Source organism: Sphingomonas sp. GW821-FHT10F11 (genome assembly GCF_058809095.1).
Genome location: NZ_JBXASH010000001.1, coordinates 670,531 through 687,165, shown reverse-complemented (window position 1 = coordinate 687,165; position 16,635 = coordinate 670,531). Strand labels below are relative to the sequence as shown.

The following is a 16,635-nucleotide window of genomic DNA, read 5'->3' as shown; positions in this document are numbered from 1 at the left end:
GCTGTTCGAATTCCTGTTCGAACCGGCACTCCATTTTGGCGGGCGATTGATCAAGTTTCTTTGTCGGGAGCCCGAGCCGCGACGGCGGCGATGGCCCGATCAGGACGAAAGCGAATGAAATGACTGAAGCAGCCTATCGCATCCGTGGCGCCACCGGCGATTGGGAGGTCGTGGTCGGCCTCGAAGTCCATGCCCAGGTGACCTCCAATGCCAAGCTCTTCTCGGGCGCGGCGACCGCGTTCGGCGCCGAGCCCAACACCCAGGTCTCGCTGGTCGATGCCGCGATGCCGGGCATGCTGCCCGTGCCCAACCGCGAGTGCATCCGCCAGGCGGTGCGTACCGGCATGGCGATCGACGCGCAGATCAACAAATGGTCGCGCTTCGACCGCAAGAATTATTTCTACGCCGATCTGCCGCAGGGTTATCAGATCAGCCAGCTCTACCATCCGCTGGTGGGCGAAGGCGCGATCGACATCAGCCTCGACGACAAGAACCCCGACGACGCGACCAAGCGCATCGGGGTCGAGCGAATCCATGTCGAGCAGGATGCTGGCAAGCTGATGCACGACCAGCATCCGACGCAGAGCTATGTCGATCTCAACCGGTCGGGCGTGGCGCTGATGGAGATCGTCAGCCGCCCGGACATGACATCGCCTGCCGAAGCAGGGGCTTATCTGCGCAAGCTCAGATCGATTCTGCGCTATGTCGGCTCGTGTGACGGCAATATGGAAGAAGGCTCGATGCGCGCCGACGTCAATGTCAGCGTGCGCAAGCCCGGCGATCCGCTCGGCACGCGGACCGAGACGAAGAACGTCAACTCGGTCCGCTTCGTCATGGCGGTGGTCGAGCAGGAAGCGCTCCGCCAGGTCACGGCGCTCGAAGCCGGCGAACGCATCGTCCAGGAAACGCGGCTTTACGATCCCGACAAGAACGTGACCCGGTCGATGCGCTCCAAGGAGGATGCGCACGATTATCGTTACTTCCCCGATCCCGACCTGCTGCCGCTCGAACTCGACGACGCGTTCCTCGAGGAATGCCGCGCGAGCCTGCCCGAACTGCCCGACGCGAAGCGCCGCCGCTACGAAGCGCTCGGCATCACGCCCTATGCCGCCGCCGTGCTGACGGCCGAGGTCGAGGCGGCGCGCTGGTTCGATGCGTTGCTCGAGACGGGGGCGAAGCCGGTCGCGGCGGCGAACTGGGTGACGTCGGAGCTGTTCGGCGCGCTCAACCGCATCGGCAAGGATATCGAGCACTCGCCGGTCAGCCCCGCCCAGGCCGGCGAGCTGCTTGGCCTCGTCGCCGACGGCACTTTGTCGGGCACGCTCGCCAAGCAGGTCTTCGAGATCATGCTCGAAACCGGCCAGGGCGCGGGCGCGATCGTCGAGGAGCGCGGGCTCAAGCAGACCAGCGACACCGGCGCGATCGAGAAGGTGATCGCCGAGGTGATGGCCGCGAACGAGGACAAGGTCGCCGAGTACCGCTCGGGCAAGGACAAATTGTTCGGTTTCTTCGTCGGCCAGACGATGAAGGCGATGGGTGGCAAGGCCAATCCCGGCGTGGTCAATGATCTGCTGAAGAAGGCGCTGGGCTGAGCGGCTCTTGTCACGGGCATGGGGCCGGCTTTGCCTTGATGAATGACGGTCGAGGCACAACGCGTCGTCGGGAACCTTCCGTCTCATCAAAAAGGATGATCTGATCCGATCCTGCAACGAATCGGCTTTTCGACCGCCAAATATCTGATAGTACAGCGCTAACGGGGCGGTCGCTGTAGCCCCTGCCGGGGGGCGCACGTGAAGATCTGGGCTTGGGCTATAGTCGGCCTTGCGTCTGCGGGCGCAAGCGTTGGGGCGCAAACGACGCCCGTCGCGGGGGAATCTTCTCCGGCAATATCAGCCACGCCGCCCGTCGCGACTCCGCAAGTAACGCTCGCAACACTCGCCGCCGGCACGCCCGTCACGGTCATGACGAACGATGAAATATCGACAATGTCCTGCGCGGTGGGCAGGCGCTTCGGCGTCACCGTGGTGCGCGAGGTCGTCAGTCAGGGCGCCGTCGTGGTTCCCGCAGGCGCGATCGGCAGCGGCGAGATCACCTTTTGCACGAACAAGGGCGGGTTCGGCAAACCGGGCATTTTGGGGATTGCGCTCCGCACACTGGAATTGAACGGCAAAAACGTCCTGCTCGACGGGCGCTATCGGGAGGAAGGCCGCAACAATAACGGCGCCACCGCCGCGACCTGGTTCGCAGTCGGTATTTTTTCGGGATTCATCAAGGGCAAAGCGGGGGTCATCCCGAAAGGCCGCGAGCTTCGCGCGCGGACCGGAGAAGATATCCTTTTCGACCCTGGCGTCTCGCCTCCGGCCGTCCCGGCCGTGGAGGCGGCTCAATCGGTAGTTGTAACAGGAGCGGGGGCACAAACGACCATGGCGGCGGCCGGCGACCGGCAGCCGGGCGGTAGTGATGAAATTCCGCAATCGGGATCCAGATAGACTTGGCAACAGGGGAGCGAATATGAAAATCTTGACGACATCCGTCGCTGCGGCGGCACTTCTTTGCTATGCGACGGTCGCATCGTCGCAGACGACGGACGCGCCGCAAACAGCGGCCGCACCTGCTGCGCCGACCTGCGAGCTGCACATCTTCCCGACGCTGGAAGGCCAGGCGCAGACCACGACGATGCTATCCGGTTTCGGCATTATCGGGGCCATTGCCGATGCTGCGGCGAACAAGGACCGCAACGTAAGCGAAGCCGAATATCTCAAGGAAGCGCTGGGCCCGCGCCTGCAGATCGAGGCGCTCAAGTCGCTCGACATCCTGCAGGAGCTTCGCCTGCCGCCATCGCAGATCGTCTACGAGACGCCGATCGCCGACCGCAATATCACCACCAAGGCAACCAACCGCCTCAGCTCGTCGACCGCATCATGCTATTATGAACTGATCATCACGCAGAATTTGTACCAGAAGAAAGCGATCTACGGTCGGTCCTTGAACAACCGTTTCATTTTCAAGGATTTCCGCGACGGGAAGTCCGCGGCCAAGCTGGTCAAGGGACGCGGCGGCAATGGCCTGTCGCAATTCCCGCCCAAGACCACGGACGAAACCGAAGCGGCCGAAACCGATCTGCGTGAAGCTTTCTCCAAGAATTTCAAGGAGTTTGCAGCGGGCGTCGGTGGAGCCAAGAAGTCCTGAGTTGCAGCGGGGCTGCGTTGGAATCGTCCGGCAGCCCCGCTTTCCTTCCTCACCCACCCTTGGAGACCGCCATGCGGATTGCGGCCGGGCTGTGCATCGCGCTTTTGCTGGCTCCGGCGGCAGTTGCGGCAAAGGACGTGCCCGGCGTTATCGCCTCGGGCGATCGCGCTGTTGCGCGGTCGCTGCAGCTTGCCATCCCTCAGGACGCGATCGAAACGAATATCGAAGTGGGCCGCGTCGCCTCGGATTCCTATGGCGGCGGCCTGCTCGGCGCGCTGATCATCGAATCGATGGACGACAAGAAAGAGACCATGAGCCAGTCTCTGCACGAGCGGGCCGAGGTGACCGTGAAGCCGCTGCGGGAGGCGTTGAAGACCTTCGACGTCGCCGAACTGGCCTTCGCGACGACGCGTGGGGCCGTGGCGAAAACCGAGTGGTTCCAGGCGCAGGACATCATCGTCACCGACGATCCATCCCCGCGATCGCGCGCTGCATTCCTGAATGCCAGCGCGACGCCACAGGTCGCATTCGTCACCTATCGCTACGATCTCGCGCCGGACTTCACCTATCTCCGCGTGATCGCCGACATCGCGCTCGTCCGCAAACCCGCCGACGGCGCCCGGTCGACCTCGCTGCCGGAGCCATTCTACGCGCAGTCGATATCGAGCATCGTGCAGCTGCGGACTCGGTCTTACGAGCATGGTGAAAACGTCGCGAGCTGGGCGGCGAGCGACGGCAAGCTGGCCAGGGCTTCGCTGACCGCGGCCTTTGGCCAGATTGAGCGGCTGATCCCCTTCGCCCTTGGTCTCGGCTCGGCGGACATCAAGCTCTATACCGCGAAGAATCGGCCGAAGGCATTCGCCGCCGGCTTTTACGGCCCGCGGATCGACGTCGGGGAGGGCGCTCAAGCCGGAACACTTCTCTGGTCGAACGGGCTCATCTATGTGCAGCCAGCGCCCGCGACCTGAGAAAAGCTGGAGGTGAACCGGGTCGGTGACGCCTATTGCGCGTCGTCGTCCTGGTTCCTGGTCACGCCGCCGGTGCCGCCGACCCCGTCGGGAAGACCGGCCGAGGTGAAGCCGTCGGGTTCCTGCCCACCTTCACCGCGTTCGACCGCGTCCTTGCGGGCATCGACGACCTGCTCGATGTCGCTTCGGTTGTCGTTGTCGGCCTCTGGCGGACTGTCGGGATGCGGATTTCGATCGGTCACGGGCATTCCTCTCAATAAAAATCAGTGCCGCCGACCGGCTGGCCGGGGGCAGGGGTGGGCGGCGCCGGATCGCCGCCCGGCTGCGGCGACGGCACGTCGACATCGGGCGTGGTCGGAAAGACTTCGGGCGGCGGCGCGTCGGGTCGTGCCGGCTGGCTCGGTTGGGGCGGCAATTCGGGTGGTGGGGGCGTGGCCATCGGGTTTCTCCTCGATGACCCAACGCGCTTGTACCGCGCCGGGTTGCTACGCCCGTGCGAGTTGCTATAGACGCCGCCGACCGACGGTGTCCCCTGCGGGCGTGGCGGAACTGGTAGACGCGCCTGGTTTAGGTCCAGGTATCGCAAGATGTGGGGGTTCGAGTCCCTTCGCCCGCACCAGTCTCGTCGCGCTGGGCGAGGGGTGCCGCAACCCTGATTCCCTGAAAAGGCCCAGAGCTAAAAAAGGCAATTGTTGAAATGCAGACTGTCGAGACGTTGAACGAGGGCCTGAAGCGCGCCTACACGCTGAAGATCACGGCGAAGGACATCGATTCGAAGGTCGATGCCGAACTGAAGCGCGTTGCGCCGCAGGTCCGCATGCCCGGCTTCCGCCCCGGCAAGGTGCCTGCCAATCTGGTCCGCAAGATGCACGGCCCGGCGCTGATGCAGGACGCGCTGAACACCTCGATCCAGGAAGGCGTCCAGACGCTCCTCGCCGAGCAGAAGCTGCGCCCGGCGATCCAGCCTTCGGTCAGCCTCGATGAGGGCTATGAGCTTGGCCAGGACGCCGAGGTCAAGGTCGAGCTCGAAGTGCTGCCCGACGTGCCCACCCCGTCGATCGACCATCTGAAGCTCGAGCGCCTGACCGTGCCGGCCGACGAGGCCGCGCTCCAGGCGCAGCTCCAGAAGTTCGCCGACCAGCAGAAGCGCTGGGACGATGCCAAGCCGACCTACAAGGCGAAGATGGGCGACCTCGTCGTCATGGACTTCACCGGCAAGGTCGACGGCATTGCGTTCGACGGCGGCACCGGCACCGACATGTCGGTCGAGCTGGGTTCGGGCCGTCTGATCCCGGGCTTCGAGGATCAGGTCGTCGGCGTGAAGACCGGCGAAGAGCGCCAGATCAACGTGACTTTCCCCGCCGATTATCAGGCGAAGGACCTGGCCGACAAGGCAGCGACCTTCGACCTCAAGATCACCGCCGTGAAGACCGCGGGCGAAACGAAGATCGACGACGAGCTCGCCACGTCGCTCGGCCTCAAGGACCTGGATCAGCTCAAGGAACTGCTCAAGGGCCAGATCGAGCAGGAGCTGAACGGGCTCACCCGCACGCACATGAAGCGCAAGCTGCTCGACCAGCTCGCCGAGGGCCATGACTTCCCGGTCCCGCCGTCGATGGTCGAGGCCGAGTTCGCCCAGATCTGGCAGCAGCTCGAGCATGAAGCCACGCACGAGGCCGATCCGGAAGCCGCCATCGCCGAGATGGAATCCGAGCGCGCCGATTACCACGCCATCGCCGAGCGCCGCGTGCGCCTGGGCCTGCTCCTGTCGGAGATCGGCCAGGCAAACGGCGTCGAGGTCAGCCAGCAGGAAATGAACCGCCTGATCGCGCAGGCCGCGTCGCAATACGGCCCCGAGGATCGCACCCGGTTCATCGAATATGTCCGCTCGGAGCCGATGGCCGCAGCCCAACTGCGCGCCCCGCTCTATGAGGACAAGGTGGTCGACTGGCTGTTCGACAAGGCCGATATCACCGATCGCGAAGTGACCCGGGAAGCGCTGGAAGAGGCGATCGAGTCCGAGGACGGTTTCGCCAGCGGCACGCATCATCACGATCATGACGACGATCATGACCATGACCACAAGCCGAAGAAGAAGGCCGCAGCCAAGAAGGCCGCGCCTGCCGAGGAGGCTCCCGCAGGGGAAGCCAAGCCGGCGAAGAAGGCTGCTGCCAAAAAGGCCGAGCCAGCTCCGGAAGCGGCTGAAGAGCCGGTGAAGAAGCCCGCTGCCAAGAAGGCGAAGCCCGCGGCCGAGGAAGCTCCGGCTGCCGAGGAAGCCGCGCCTGCCAAGAAGCCGGCAGCGAAAAAGGCCCCGGCAAAGAAGACCGAGGGCTGATCGTAAACCCCTCTCCCCTCGGGGGAGAGGGACGTGGGGGCGGTAACGGCTTTGACGAAAATCGCAGTCCTGCTGCCCTGCTACAACGAGGAAACCGCCATCGCGCAGACGGTGGCGGGGTTCCGCGCGGCGCTGCCCGACGCGACCATCTACGTCTATGACAACAACAGCCGCGATCGCACGATCGAGGTGGCGCGCGCCGCCGGGGCGATCGTCCGGACCGAACGTATTCAGGGCAAGGGCAATGTCGTCCGCCGCATGTTCGCGGATATCGACGCCGACATCTATGTCATGGCCGATGGCGATGCGACCTATGACGCCGCCTCTGCCCCGGCGCTGGTGGCGCGCCTGCTCGACGAGCAGCTCGACATGGTCGTCGGTGCCCGCGTCACCCAGGCCGACACCGCCTATCGCCGCGGCCACAAGATGGGCAATGCGCTGCTCACCGGCATGCTGGCGCGGCTGTTCGGGCGCAGCTTCACGGATATCCTTTCGGGCTACCGGGTCTTTTCGCGTCGCTTCGTGAAGAGCTTCCCGGTGCTGTCCGCCGGTTTCGAGATCGAGACCGAGATCAGCGTGCACGCGCTCGAGCTGAAGATGCCGGTAGCGGAGATCGAGACGCCCTATTTCGCCCGGCCCGAAGGCTCCGAATCGAAGCTCAGCACCTATGGCGATGGCTTCCGTATCCTGCGCACCATCGTCCAGCTCTACCGGATCGAGCGGCCCGTGCTGTTCTTCGGCAGCATCGGCGCGGTGCTGGCGGGCCTGGCGGTGATCCTCGCGATCCCGCTGGTCATCACCTATATGCACACGCATCTCGTGCCGCGTTTCCCCACCGCGGTCCTGGTGACGGGGCTGGTGATCCTCGCCTCGCTCAACCTCTTCGCAGGGATTATCCTCGATACGGTGGTGCGCGGCCGGCGCGAGGTGCGGCGTCTCGCCTATCTGGCGCACCGCGCGCCGGGCGGCGAGGATCGGCGAAGCTAGCGGCAAGGGGGAGCGGCTCGGGGGTTGAACTCGTTTCCGCCAGCGCCGATGTAAGGCATCTACTGGGGCATAAGGATTCAAAGGCACATCATGCATAACCCATTCGAGACCGGCGACTTCACGCGGCCGCTCATCCAAAATGGCTTCACTCAGTCGCCCCAGGGCGGCCTCGTCCCCATCGTCATCGAGCAGTCCAACCGTGGCGAGCGCAGCTTCGACATCTATTCGCGGCTGCTGCGCGAGCGGATCATCTTCGTAACGGGCGGCGTCGAGGACCATATGGCCTCGGTGATCAGCGCCCAGCTGCTCTTCCTGGAGTCGGAGAATCCCAAAAAGGATATCTTCATGTACATCAACTCGCCGGGCGGAGTCGTCACGGCGGGCATGGCAATCCACGATACCATGCAGTATATCCGTCCGCGCGTCGGCACGGTCTGCATGGGCCAGGCTGCCTCGATGGGCAGCTTCCTGCTCGCGGCGGGCGAGCCCGGCATGCGCGTCGCGCTCACCAATGCGCGGATCATGATCCACCAGCCTTCAGGCGGTGCACAGGGCATGGCCAGCGACATTGAGATCCAGGCGCGCGAGATCCTGCGTATCCGGCACCGGATGAACGAGCTCTATGCTCACTATACCGGCAAGCCGATCGGCGAGATCGAAGTCGCGATGGATCGCGACAAGTTCCTGTCGGCCGACGAGGCCAAGGAATTCGGCCTGATCGACGAGGTATTCGACAAACGCCCGGCGATTGCCGACGATTCCGGGTCGACGCCGATCCTGCCGGCATCGTAACCGGATTTTGTTGCCTTTGGTCGTAAGGCGATTTGGTGATTGTAGAGTTGGAGGTGGCCGGTCTAACATGGCCACCCGCACGAACGCGCCCTGTATGGCGCGAAGGATGGATTGAATGACGAAGCTCAGCGGCGGCGACTCGAAGAGCACGCTCTATTGCTCGTTCTGCGGCAAGTCGCAGCACGAGGTGCGGAAGCTCATCGCCGGGCCGACCGTGTTCATCTGCGATGAATGCGTGGAGCTCTGCAACGACATCATCCGCGAGGAAACCAAGTCCGCGCTCGTCTCGAAAAAGGACGGGGGCGTGCCGACGCCGCAGGAAATCTGCGACGTGCTCGACGATTATGTGATCGGGCAGAAGCGCGCCAAGCGCGTCCTCTCGGTCGCCGTGCACAATCACTACAAGCGCCTCAACCACGGCCAGAAGGGCGCGGATGTCGAGCTTGCCAAGTCGAACATCCTGCTCGTCGGGCCGACCGGCTGCGGCAAGACCTTGCTGGCCCAGACGCTGGCGCGAATCCTCGATGTGCCCTTCACCATGGCCGATGCGACCACGCTGACCGAGGCGGGCTATGTCGGCGAGGATGTCGAGAACATCATCCTGAAGCTGCTCCAGGCCTCGGATTACAATGTCGAGCGGGCGCAGCGCGGCATCGTCTACATCGACGAGATCGACAAGATCAGCCGCAAGGCCGAGAATCCCTCGATCACGCGCGACGTGTCGGGTGAGGGCGTCCAGCAGGCGCTGCTGAAGCTGATGGAGGGCACCACCGCCTCCGTTCCGCCGCAGGGTGGCCGCAAGCATCCGCAGCAGGAATTCCTGCAGGTCGACACGACGAACATCCTGTTCATCTGCGGCGGCGCGTTCTCGGGCCTCGAAAAGATCATCGGCGATCGCCTCCAGGGCAAGTCGATCGGCTTCGGCGCCTATGTCGCCAGCCCGGAGGAACGCCGCACCGGCGAGACGCTCAAGTCGGTCGAGCCCGAAGATCTGCTGAAGTTCGGCCTGATCCCCGAATTCGTCGGCCGTCTGCCGGTGATCGCCACGCTCGAGGATCTCGATGTGCCGGCGCTGGTGACGATCCTGACCGAGCCGAAGAACGCCCTGGTCAAACAATATCAGAAGCTGTTCGACATGGAGGAAGTGAAGCTGGGCTTCACGGACGACGCGCTGGTCCAGGTCGCCAAGAAGGCGATCGACCGCAAGACCGGCGCGCGTGGGCTGCGTTCGATCCTCGAAGGCATCTTGCTCGACACCATGTTCGATCTGCCGGGCATGGATTCGGTCGACGAAGTGATGATCGACAAGGACGTGATCGAGGGCCGCAAGGAACCGATCCGCGTTTATGCCAAGAAAGACAAGACCGGCACCGGCGCCGCGTAACCTTCTTTCCCTCTCCCCTTGTGGGAGAGGGAGGGAGCCGCGAAGCGGCGGAAGGGTGAGGGGGACACTCGTTGACGTTCCGAACCTCACTCCCCCTCATCCGGCGCTCCGCGCCACCGGTTTTGACCATCGCCGGTAAACCATGCCCCCGGCATGGTTTGGAAATGCCCGGGGGGCATTTCGGCCCGGTGATGGGCAAAACTCCCACAAGGGGAGAAGATTTGCGCCCCTTGTCGCAGCATGACTGAACGCGACATCCCCACCATCCGCGTCGCCGACGCCAGCGACCGCACTGCCATAGCGGCAATGCTCGCCCGGGCCTTCGCCGAAGACCCTGCCACCAGCTTCATATTCCCAGACCCGGCGGAGCGCGCCAAGCGCCTCCCGCGCATGTTCGCCCTGCTGTTCGACGAGGACGCGCACGGCATGCGGCTGATGACGGAGAGCGGCGAGGCGGCGACCTTGTGGCGCGGCCCTGGCCGCAATCGGACGAGTTGGCTCGATCTGCTCCTCCACGCCCTGCCGCTGGTGACCTTGTTCGGCACCGCATTGGGTCGGGCGCTGGCGGTGTCGAACGCGATCGACGCCCATTTCCCGGCCGGCGACTATTGGTATCTCCACATCGCCGGTTGCGATCCCCCATCGCAAGGCAAGGGCCTTGGCGGCGCGACGATTCGATCGGGGCTGGAACGCGTCGCGGGCAGTGGGTTGCCGACCTATCTCGAGACGCCCAGCGAGAAATATATCGGCTTCTATCGCGGGCTCGGCTTCGAGGTGATCGGCGAATGGACGGTGCCCAAAGGCGGCCCGCGCTTCTGGTCGATGATGCGGCCGGCCTGACGGATTGGGAGAAGCCGCTATGCGCGCCTGGGGTATCCTTGCCTGTGCGGCCATCCCGGTCACCCTGACGGCGTGCGCCCCCGCCGCTTCAGCCGTGGAAGAAAGAAAGTCGGGCGAGATGAACGAAGCGCGGTTCTGGCAGATCGTCGGCGAATCGGCAGGCAACGGGACGGATCAGCAGAGCCAGGCGGCGGCCCTGCGCGCCGCGCTCGATCGCCTGACGCCGCAGGAGATCGAGGCTTTCGCTGACATTTTCGACGAGCTGATGCGCCGGTCCTATCGCTGGGATTTATGGGGCGCCGGCTTCGTCGTGGAAGGCGGCATGTCCGACGACGGATTCGAATATTTCCGCCGCTGGCTGCTTTCACGAGGCGAGGCAGCGTTCGAAAAGGTGAGCGCCGACCCGGACTCCCTCGTCGACATCATCCCGGACGATCATGACGGCGAGTTCGAATTCGAGGAATTCGGCTATGTCGCCGGCGAGGCCTGGGCGAAGAAGACCGGTCGCGGCCCCGAGACGATGTCGCGCAAGGCTCAGCCATACAGCTCGGACCCGTTCGGCACGCCGTTCACCGAAGATCCTGCAGCCCTCAAAAAACGCTATCCGAGATTATGGGCGCGGTTCGGCTCGGATTGATCGATTCAACCTGGCCCCCAACCATTGCAGCAACGGACCGGGCGGAATGTCACTGGCATCCGCCCCGCTCTTTCACATGGTGAACTGTTGGACGATTCCAGCCGCCGATCAGCGGAAAAACAGCGTATTTTAGCCGCTGTTTTCCGCTGTTAATGCGTAACAGGGAAAACGCGGCACAAATCACTGATTTCACTACGGAAAATACACCCGAAAATCCAACATAACAGCGGAAGAAAAAAAGACCGCCCGAACAGGGGTATTTGTTGGAGCGAATCAGGACTCCGCCAGGAAATCGCCGAGCCGGTCCAGCCGCCGCTCCACCGGCGAACGCCGGTCGCGGATCCACTGCTCCAGGATCGAGAAGCCGCCGGGCAGCAACTGGCAGCTCCGCACCCGCCCGACCTTCTCGGTGCGCACCAGCCCGCATTCCTCAAGCACCTGCAGATGCTGCGCGACTGCGGTCAGCGTGATGCCGAGCGGCGCGGCCAGGGTGGAGACGGACAGCGGCCCCGCGGTCAGCCGCTCGACGATCGCCAGCCGCGATGGGTCGGCGAGCGCGCGCAACACGCGCTCGACACTTGCCGCCGGCTTGCTGGTTTCGGGAATCGTCACGCCGCCGGCAATATCGCCCCCAGCCGGTCGAACAAGGCGTTCCACCCATGCTCGCGCATCTCGGGGCCGTCGGCGCCTTCGAGGAACACTGCCTGATGCGTGCAGATCAGGTCGGTGCCGCTGTCGGTCGCGATCAGCTCGATCGTCATCAGCGCGACCGAGATGGGCCTGCCGCCGATCGTCATGGTGGCGGCGCTGACGATGCGATGGTCGGGCACGATGTTGTGGAAATATTCCACGCTCGCGAGTTCGACGCCCTCGAACGGCGTATCGGGGCCCATGCGGGAGCGGGAGACGGACTGGCCGCCGACGCGGAAGTCCATCTCGAACACGGCGCTGTCGCCGCCTACATACCAGCGGCGTTTCTGATCTTCCTGGCTGAGCGCGGCGAACACACGCTCGCGGGGGGTGGGATAGCTGCGCTCGATCACGAAGGTGCTGGGAAGGACGGGTTGCGATTCCATGATGCCACGACTCCATTGGTGAAGTGATGGCTTCACTATTGTCGATGACGTTCAATTGTCAAGTGGTCACTTCACTATTGCGCGCGTTGCGCATCAGGCCCGCATAGACAGCCAGCGCAAGGAACAGCCCGGTGAACCAGGCATAGGCATAAAGCCCGGTCCAGAAGCCGCCGACCCAGCCGAACGCGCCCGGCGCCACGGTCGCGAGGAAGCCGGGCAGATTGGGGAGCACGCCGGCTGCAAAAGCGATGAGGGCGCGGCCGTTCCATCCGCCGGCATAGGCATAGCGCCCGCCCTCGCGGTACAGGTCGTCGACGTCGAGCCTGGCACGCCGGATCAGCCAGTAATCTGCGATCAGGATGCCGGCGATCGGGCCGAGCAGCGCGCTGTACCCGGTCAGCCAGACGAAGATGTAGCCGCCGGTCGTCGCCAGCAGTTTCCACGGCATGATCAGCACGCCAATCACCGCCGTGATCAGCCCGCCGGTGCGATAGGAGATCTTCCCCGGCGCGAGCGACGAGAAGTCATAGGCGGCGCACACCAGATTCGCGGCGATGTTGCACGAGATGGTGTCGACCGCGATGACGATCAGCCCGAGCAATACCAGTGGTCCCGAAAGCGTGCCCGACAATGCCACCGGATCCCAGATCGCATGGCCGTAGATCACCACCGTCGCCGAGGTGGTGATGACGCTCGCCAGTGCGATCAGCCCCATGCCCGGCGGCAGTCCGATCGACTGGCCGATGATCTGGTCGCGCTGGCTCCTGGCGAAGCGTGTGAAGTCCGGGATGTTGAGCGCGAGCGTACCCCAGAAGCCGACCATCGCGGTCAGCGACGGCCAGAACACCAGCCAGAACTGTCCCTCGCGCGCGCCGCCGGGCACGAAGGCAGAAGGGCTGGCGAATATCGGCCCGAGCCCGCCGGCCTTGTCCACTGCCCACCACACCAACGCGATGCAGACCAGGATCTTGACCGGCGCCGTCCAGGTTTCCAGCCGCCGGATCGTCGTCAACCCCTTGCGCACGAAGAAGAGTTGAAGCGCCCAGAAGGTGGCGAAGGACAGCATTTGCCCGACGCCGATGTCGAGCACCGGCACGACCGGCCCTTTCAGGCTCTGCCCGAGGAACACGCCGAGCAGGGTGAGTAGCGCCTCGCCGCCGATCCAGGTCTGGATGCCGAACCAGCCACAGGCGACCAGCGCCCGTGCCACCGCGGGCAGGCGGGCGCCGCGCGTTCCGAACGAGGCCCGCGCCAGCACGGCATAGGGGATGCCGTACCGCGTGCCGGCATGGCCGATCAGCAGGAGCGGGGCGAGCACGACCAGATTGCCGAGCAGCACGGTCAGCGCCGCTTGCCCGGCCGACATGCCCTGCTCGATCAGGCCGGAGGCGAGCATCCAGCTCGGCACGGCGACGATCATGCCGATCCACAGGGCCGCGAAATGATACCAGCGCCACGTCCGCTGAGTCGCGTCGGTCGGCGCGAGATCGCGATTCCAGAGCGAATCCGTGGTCTGATCGGTCATGCGCGTCCCCCGGTTGGGAGTTGGCCGCAATTCGCGCGGCGGCGCAAGCGCGATCAGGGCGGATCAGGCCGGTTGCTGGATCCGTTGCACGATATCGTCGGCGACCTTGCCGGCGACCGGGGCGAGATGGTCGAAATGCGCCGCGTACCGCGCCATGCCCTGGCTCAGCGATCTGAGTTCGGCATCGAGATCGTGCAGCTCGGCATCGGGCAACAACACCTCGATCACATCCCAGCGCGACCATCCCGCCAGCGGCGTCATGCCGAGCATCTGTCCCCGCCGGCTCGCGACCGCCGAGGTGATGCGCGACGTGGCGCTGCCCGGCGCATGGATCGTCACATGCGCGATCGGCTCGAGCAGATAAGGCGCTGCGGCGGCCAGCGCCTCGGCCATCGCGATCCGCCCCGCGGTACGGAACGCCAGTTCGGAGCTGTCGACCGCATGGAACGATCCGTCGACCAGCGCGACCGCGACATCGACCACTTCGACGCCGAGGGGCCCTTTCGCCATCGCATCGCGCACGCCCTGTTCCACCGCTGGAATCCATTGCCGCGGGATCGCGCCGCCGGTGATGCGGTCGTCGAAGCGGAAACCCTGTCCGCGCTCGAGTGGCGCGATCTCGATCACCACATCGCCATATTGGCCGTGCCCGCCCGACTGTTTCTTGTGGCGGCCGCGCTGGCTGGCGGCTTTGCGGATCGTCTCGCGATAGGCGACCGAAGGCGGCCGGGCCGAGATCGCGACGCCGTAGCGCCGCTTCAGCCGGTCGAGCGCGACGGCCAGATGCTCGTCGTTGATCCCGCGAAGCAAGGTCTCGCGCGATCCCTCGTCCTGCCCCCAGCGCAGCCCCGGGTCCTCCTCGGCCAGCTTGTTGAGCGAGGTCGACAGGCGGACCTCGTCCTTGTGGTCCTTGACCGAAATGGCCAGCGCATGGTTCGCCGCCGGCAACAAGGGCGTGGCCGCCGCGGCCTCGGGGCGGGCGGCGATGCCGATCAGGTCGCCGGCCCGCGTCGCTTCGGCCTTGGCGATGCCGACGATCTCGCCGGGTTCGGCGCGCTGGATCCGAGTCGCGGTGCCACCCTGGAGCGCGAACAGCGCGCCCGCGCGCATCGCCTCGCCATCGCCGCCGACCAGTTCCGCGCCTTCGGTCAACGGCCCGCCGAACACCCGTGCGATCGCCAGCCGGCCGATGGTGCTGCCATGAGATATCTTGAGCACCTGCACCGCCGGGCCGGCGATGCCGATCCGCTCGGCCGTCTGCGCGGCGGTGGGCGTGTCGTGGCGTAGCATCTTGAGCAGGCGCCGGACGCCGAAGCCGTTGAGCGCTGATCCGAACAGCACCGGCACGACCAGCCCGGCCGCCGTCTCCCGCGCCAGGTCGCCGAAGATCGTCTCGAGGCTGGGCACCTCGTCCGACAGGAGCTGTTCGAGCAGCGTGTCGTCATGGTCGGCGAGCTGCTCGAGCATATGGAAACGCGCCGCCGCCTCATCCTCCCTGAGATGGGCGGCGAGGGGGACCTGCTCGGAGCGTTTGCCGACCTGGTAATGATAGGCGCGCTCCAGCGCGAGATCGACGAAGCCGGCGGTCCGTTCGCCGGCGCGGATCGGGATCTGGCGCGCGACCAGCGCCGCGGCGCTCATCGGCTGCAGCGCGGCGAGCAGATCCTGGATGCTGCCGCGCGCCTGGTCGATCTTGTTGACGAACAGCGCATGCGGCAGGCCGATCGCCTCGAGCCGTCGCAAGGTCGGTTCGACCAAGGGCGCGCGCGCCGGATCGGGATCGATCACGACAAGGGCGAGGTCGGCCGCGGCCAGCGCCATCTCCATGTCGGTCGCGAAAGCGGGGGAGCCGGGCGCATCGGCGATCAGATAGCGGTCGCCCATCCAGTCGAAGCGCAGCAGGTTGAGCTCGGTCGATCCGCCACGCGCCCGCGCTTCGGGGCTGGCGTCGCCCACGCAACTGCCTGCATCCACCGCGCCCAGCCGCGGAACGGCACCGGCGGCGTGCAACAGGGCTTCTCCAAGGCTGGTCTTGCCCGCACCGGCGGGGCCAACCAGCGCGATCGCTCTCGCGCCTCTGCGGATCTCGTCCACTCACGCTCTCCTCGTACGGCCTTTCGTGTCGAAGGCTGGTCGTCGCTATTCGTGAGGGTCTGCCTATCGCGGCAGGAACGCAAGACCGACGTGCCGGACCGGTGGGGTCACCAGTCAGACACCAAGCCATTCCAGGCCGCCGGGCAGGTCGTCTGCGGCATAGTCGACCTGCAGCACCCGCCGACGCCTGGGTTCGGCGGCTGCGTCCGAGGCGTGGAGGATCGGCGTGGCGTACAGCCAGACATCGCCCAGTTCCGCCAGGCAGGTGGCGACCCCGCACCGCGACACGACCGAGTCGATCTCCGCTTCCGCGACCCGCCCGAAACGGTGCGATCCCGGCGCGACAAGCAGCGGCGCATTGCCCGGCCCGACAGGGTCGAGGTGAATCCGCAGCGTCACCATGTTCGACAGCAGCTCGAACGGCGGCGCGACATGGAGCAGCCCCGCCTTGACCGTCCAGGGCCCAAAACCGGCGACCTCGCGCCGCTCGGCCACGACGATCGTCCGATCCTGATGCCAGCCGAGCGACCAGTTCGTGGTCGCGGTCTTGTCGAACAGGATCGCGCGAACCGGACGAGCCTGCGCGCCTATCGCGCCGGTGGCGATGTCGCCTATCGCGCTTCCGGGCTCGATCACCGCGCTCAGCCCGTCAATGCCACGCAGGCGAACCCCGGCCTTGTCGGGATCGACGCGCGACAGGATCGTCTCGATCTCGGCCAGGCATTCGCCGGCTGCCGTTGCGAACCGTTCCGCGCCGTCCCGGTCGAAACTCAGCCCCTCGTGCAAGATCGACCCTCGATCGCTCGTA

General features: G+C 65.4%; 17 protein-coding genes and 1 tRNA gene. 11 read left to right on the top strand and 7 right to left on the bottom strand.

Annotated features, from left to right (window positions below; all coding sequences use genetic code 11):
- Positions 1–119 precede the first annotated feature (119 nt).
- The 4 genes from gatB to AC1RT8_RS03315 all read left to right on the top strand — a co-directional run bounded on the left by gatB (position 120) and on the right by AC1RT8_RS03315 (position 4,157).
- Entirely contained in the window at positions 120–1,592 is a 1,473-nt protein-coding gene (gene gatB, locus AC1RT8_RS03330; protein WP_493074162.1) for an Asp-tRNA(Asn)/Glu-tRNA(Gln) amidotransferase subunit GatB, read from the top strand.
- A 369-nt stretch (positions 1,593–1,961) separates the two neighbouring features.
- Positions 1,962–2,489, top strand: a complete 528-nt coding sequence (locus tag AC1RT8_RS03325) for a hypothetical protein (protein ID WP_493074161.1) — start codon at positions 1,962–1,964, stop codon at positions 2,487–2,489.
- Positions 2,461–3,189, top strand: a complete 729-nt coding sequence (locus AC1RT8_RS03320) for a hypothetical protein (RefSeq protein ID WP_493074160.1) — start codon at positions 2,461–2,463, stop codon at positions 3,187–3,189. The genes AC1RT8_RS03325 and AC1RT8_RS03320 overlap by 29 nt, the downstream gene beginning before the upstream one ends.
- Positions 3,190–3,260: 71 nt before the next feature.
- On the top strand, positions 3,261–4,157 hold the full coding sequence (locus tag AC1RT8_RS03315; RefSeq protein ID WP_493074159.1) for a hypothetical protein: 897 nt from the start codon (positions 3,261–3,263) through the stop codon (positions 4,155–4,157).
- Between the two features lie 32 nt (positions 4,158–4,189).
- Here AC1RT8_RS03315 and AC1RT8_RS03310 read toward each other — a convergent pair whose 3' ends face one another.
- The gene (locus AC1RT8_RS03310) at positions 4,190–4,399 is read right to left on the bottom strand and encodes a hypothetical protein (RefSeq protein WP_493074158.1); all 210 of its coding nucleotides are present in this window, start codon (positions 4,397–4,399) and stop codon (positions 4,190–4,192) included.
- 11 nt (positions 4,400–4,410) lie between these two features.
- Entirely contained in the window at positions 4,411–4,596 is a 186-nt protein-coding gene (locus tag AC1RT8_RS03305) for a hypothetical protein (RefSeq protein ID WP_493074157.1), read from the bottom strand.
- A gap of 95 nt (positions 4,597–4,691) precedes the next feature.
- On the opposite strand from AC1RT8_RS03305, the gene AC1RT8_RS03300 reads away from it, so the two are divergent.
- The 7 genes from AC1RT8_RS03300 to AC1RT8_RS03270 all read left to right on the top strand — a co-directional run bounded on the left by AC1RT8_RS03300 (position 4,692) and on the right by AC1RT8_RS03270 (position 11,132).
- Positions 4,692–4,776, top strand: a tRNA-Leu gene (locus tag AC1RT8_RS03300).
- 78 nt (positions 4,777–4,854) lie between these two features.
- Positions 4,855–6,492, top strand: coding sequence for a trigger factor (gene tig / locus AC1RT8_RS03295; protein WP_493074156.1), 1,638 nt, complete (start codon positions 4,855–4,857; stop codon positions 6,490–6,492).
- 60 nt (positions 6,493–6,552) lie between these two features.
- Positions 6,553–7,479, top strand: coding sequence for a glycosyltransferase family 2 protein (locus AC1RT8_RS03290; protein WP_493074668.1), 927 nt, complete (start codon positions 6,553–6,555; stop codon positions 7,477–7,479).
- A 90-nt stretch (positions 7,480–7,569) separates the two neighbouring features.
- On the top strand, positions 7,570–8,271 hold the full coding sequence (locus tag AC1RT8_RS03285) for an ATP-dependent Clp protease proteolytic subunit (RefSeq protein WP_372854987.1): 702 nt from the start codon (positions 7,570–7,572) through the stop codon (positions 8,269–8,271).
- A gap of 115 nt (positions 8,272–8,386) precedes the next feature.
- On the top strand, positions 8,387–9,655 hold the full coding sequence (gene clpX / locus AC1RT8_RS03280) for an ATP-dependent Clp protease ATP-binding subunit ClpX (protein ID WP_493074155.1): 1,269 nt from the start codon (positions 8,387–8,389) through the stop codon (positions 9,653–9,655).
- A 240-nt stretch (positions 9,656–9,895) separates the two neighbouring features.
- On the top strand, positions 9,896–10,495 hold the full coding sequence (locus tag AC1RT8_RS03275; protein ID WP_493074154.1) for a GNAT family N-acetyltransferase: 600 nt from the start codon (positions 9,896–9,898) through the stop codon (positions 10,493–10,495).
- Between the two features lie 19 nt (positions 10,496–10,514).
- Entirely contained in the window at positions 10,515–11,132 is a 618-nt protein-coding gene (locus AC1RT8_RS03270; protein ID WP_493074153.1) for a DUF4240 domain-containing protein, read from the top strand.
- Between the two features lie 273 nt (positions 11,133–11,405).
- Here the strand turns inward: AC1RT8_RS03270 and AC1RT8_RS03265 are convergent, their stop codons facing one another.
- From AC1RT8_RS03265 to AC1RT8_RS03245, 5 genes are all read right to left on the bottom strand, one after another.
- On the bottom strand, positions 11,406–11,744 hold the full coding sequence (locus tag AC1RT8_RS03265) for an ArsR/SmtB family transcription factor (RefSeq protein ID WP_478037475.1): 339 nt from the start codon (positions 11,742–11,744) through the stop codon (positions 11,406–11,408).
- Entirely contained in the window at positions 11,741–12,208 is a 468-nt protein-coding gene (locus AC1RT8_RS03260; protein WP_493074152.1) for an SRPBCC family protein, read from the bottom strand. Before AC1RT8_RS03260 ends, AC1RT8_RS03265 begins: the two co-directional genes overlap by 4 nt.
- A 58-nt stretch (positions 12,209–12,266) precedes the next feature.
- A complete protein-coding gene (locus AC1RT8_RS03255; RefSeq protein ID WP_493074151.1) occupies positions 12,267–13,733 on the bottom strand; it encodes an NCS1 family nucleobase:cation symporter-1 in 1,467 nt (488 codons plus the stop codon).
- Positions 13,734–13,796: 63 nt separating this feature from the next.
- Positions 13,797–15,827 (bottom strand): elongation factor G, encoded by a 2,031-nt coding sequence (locus AC1RT8_RS03250; RefSeq protein ID WP_493074150.1) that lies wholly within the window; start codon positions 15,825–15,827, stop codon positions 13,797–13,799.
- Between the two features lie 114 nt (positions 15,828–15,941).
- Positions 15,942–16,613, bottom strand: a complete 672-nt coding sequence (locus AC1RT8_RS03245) for a phytanoyl-CoA dioxygenase family protein (RefSeq protein WP_493074149.1) — start codon at positions 16,611–16,613, stop codon at positions 15,942–15,944.
- Positions 16,614–16,635 lie beyond the last annotated feature (22 nt).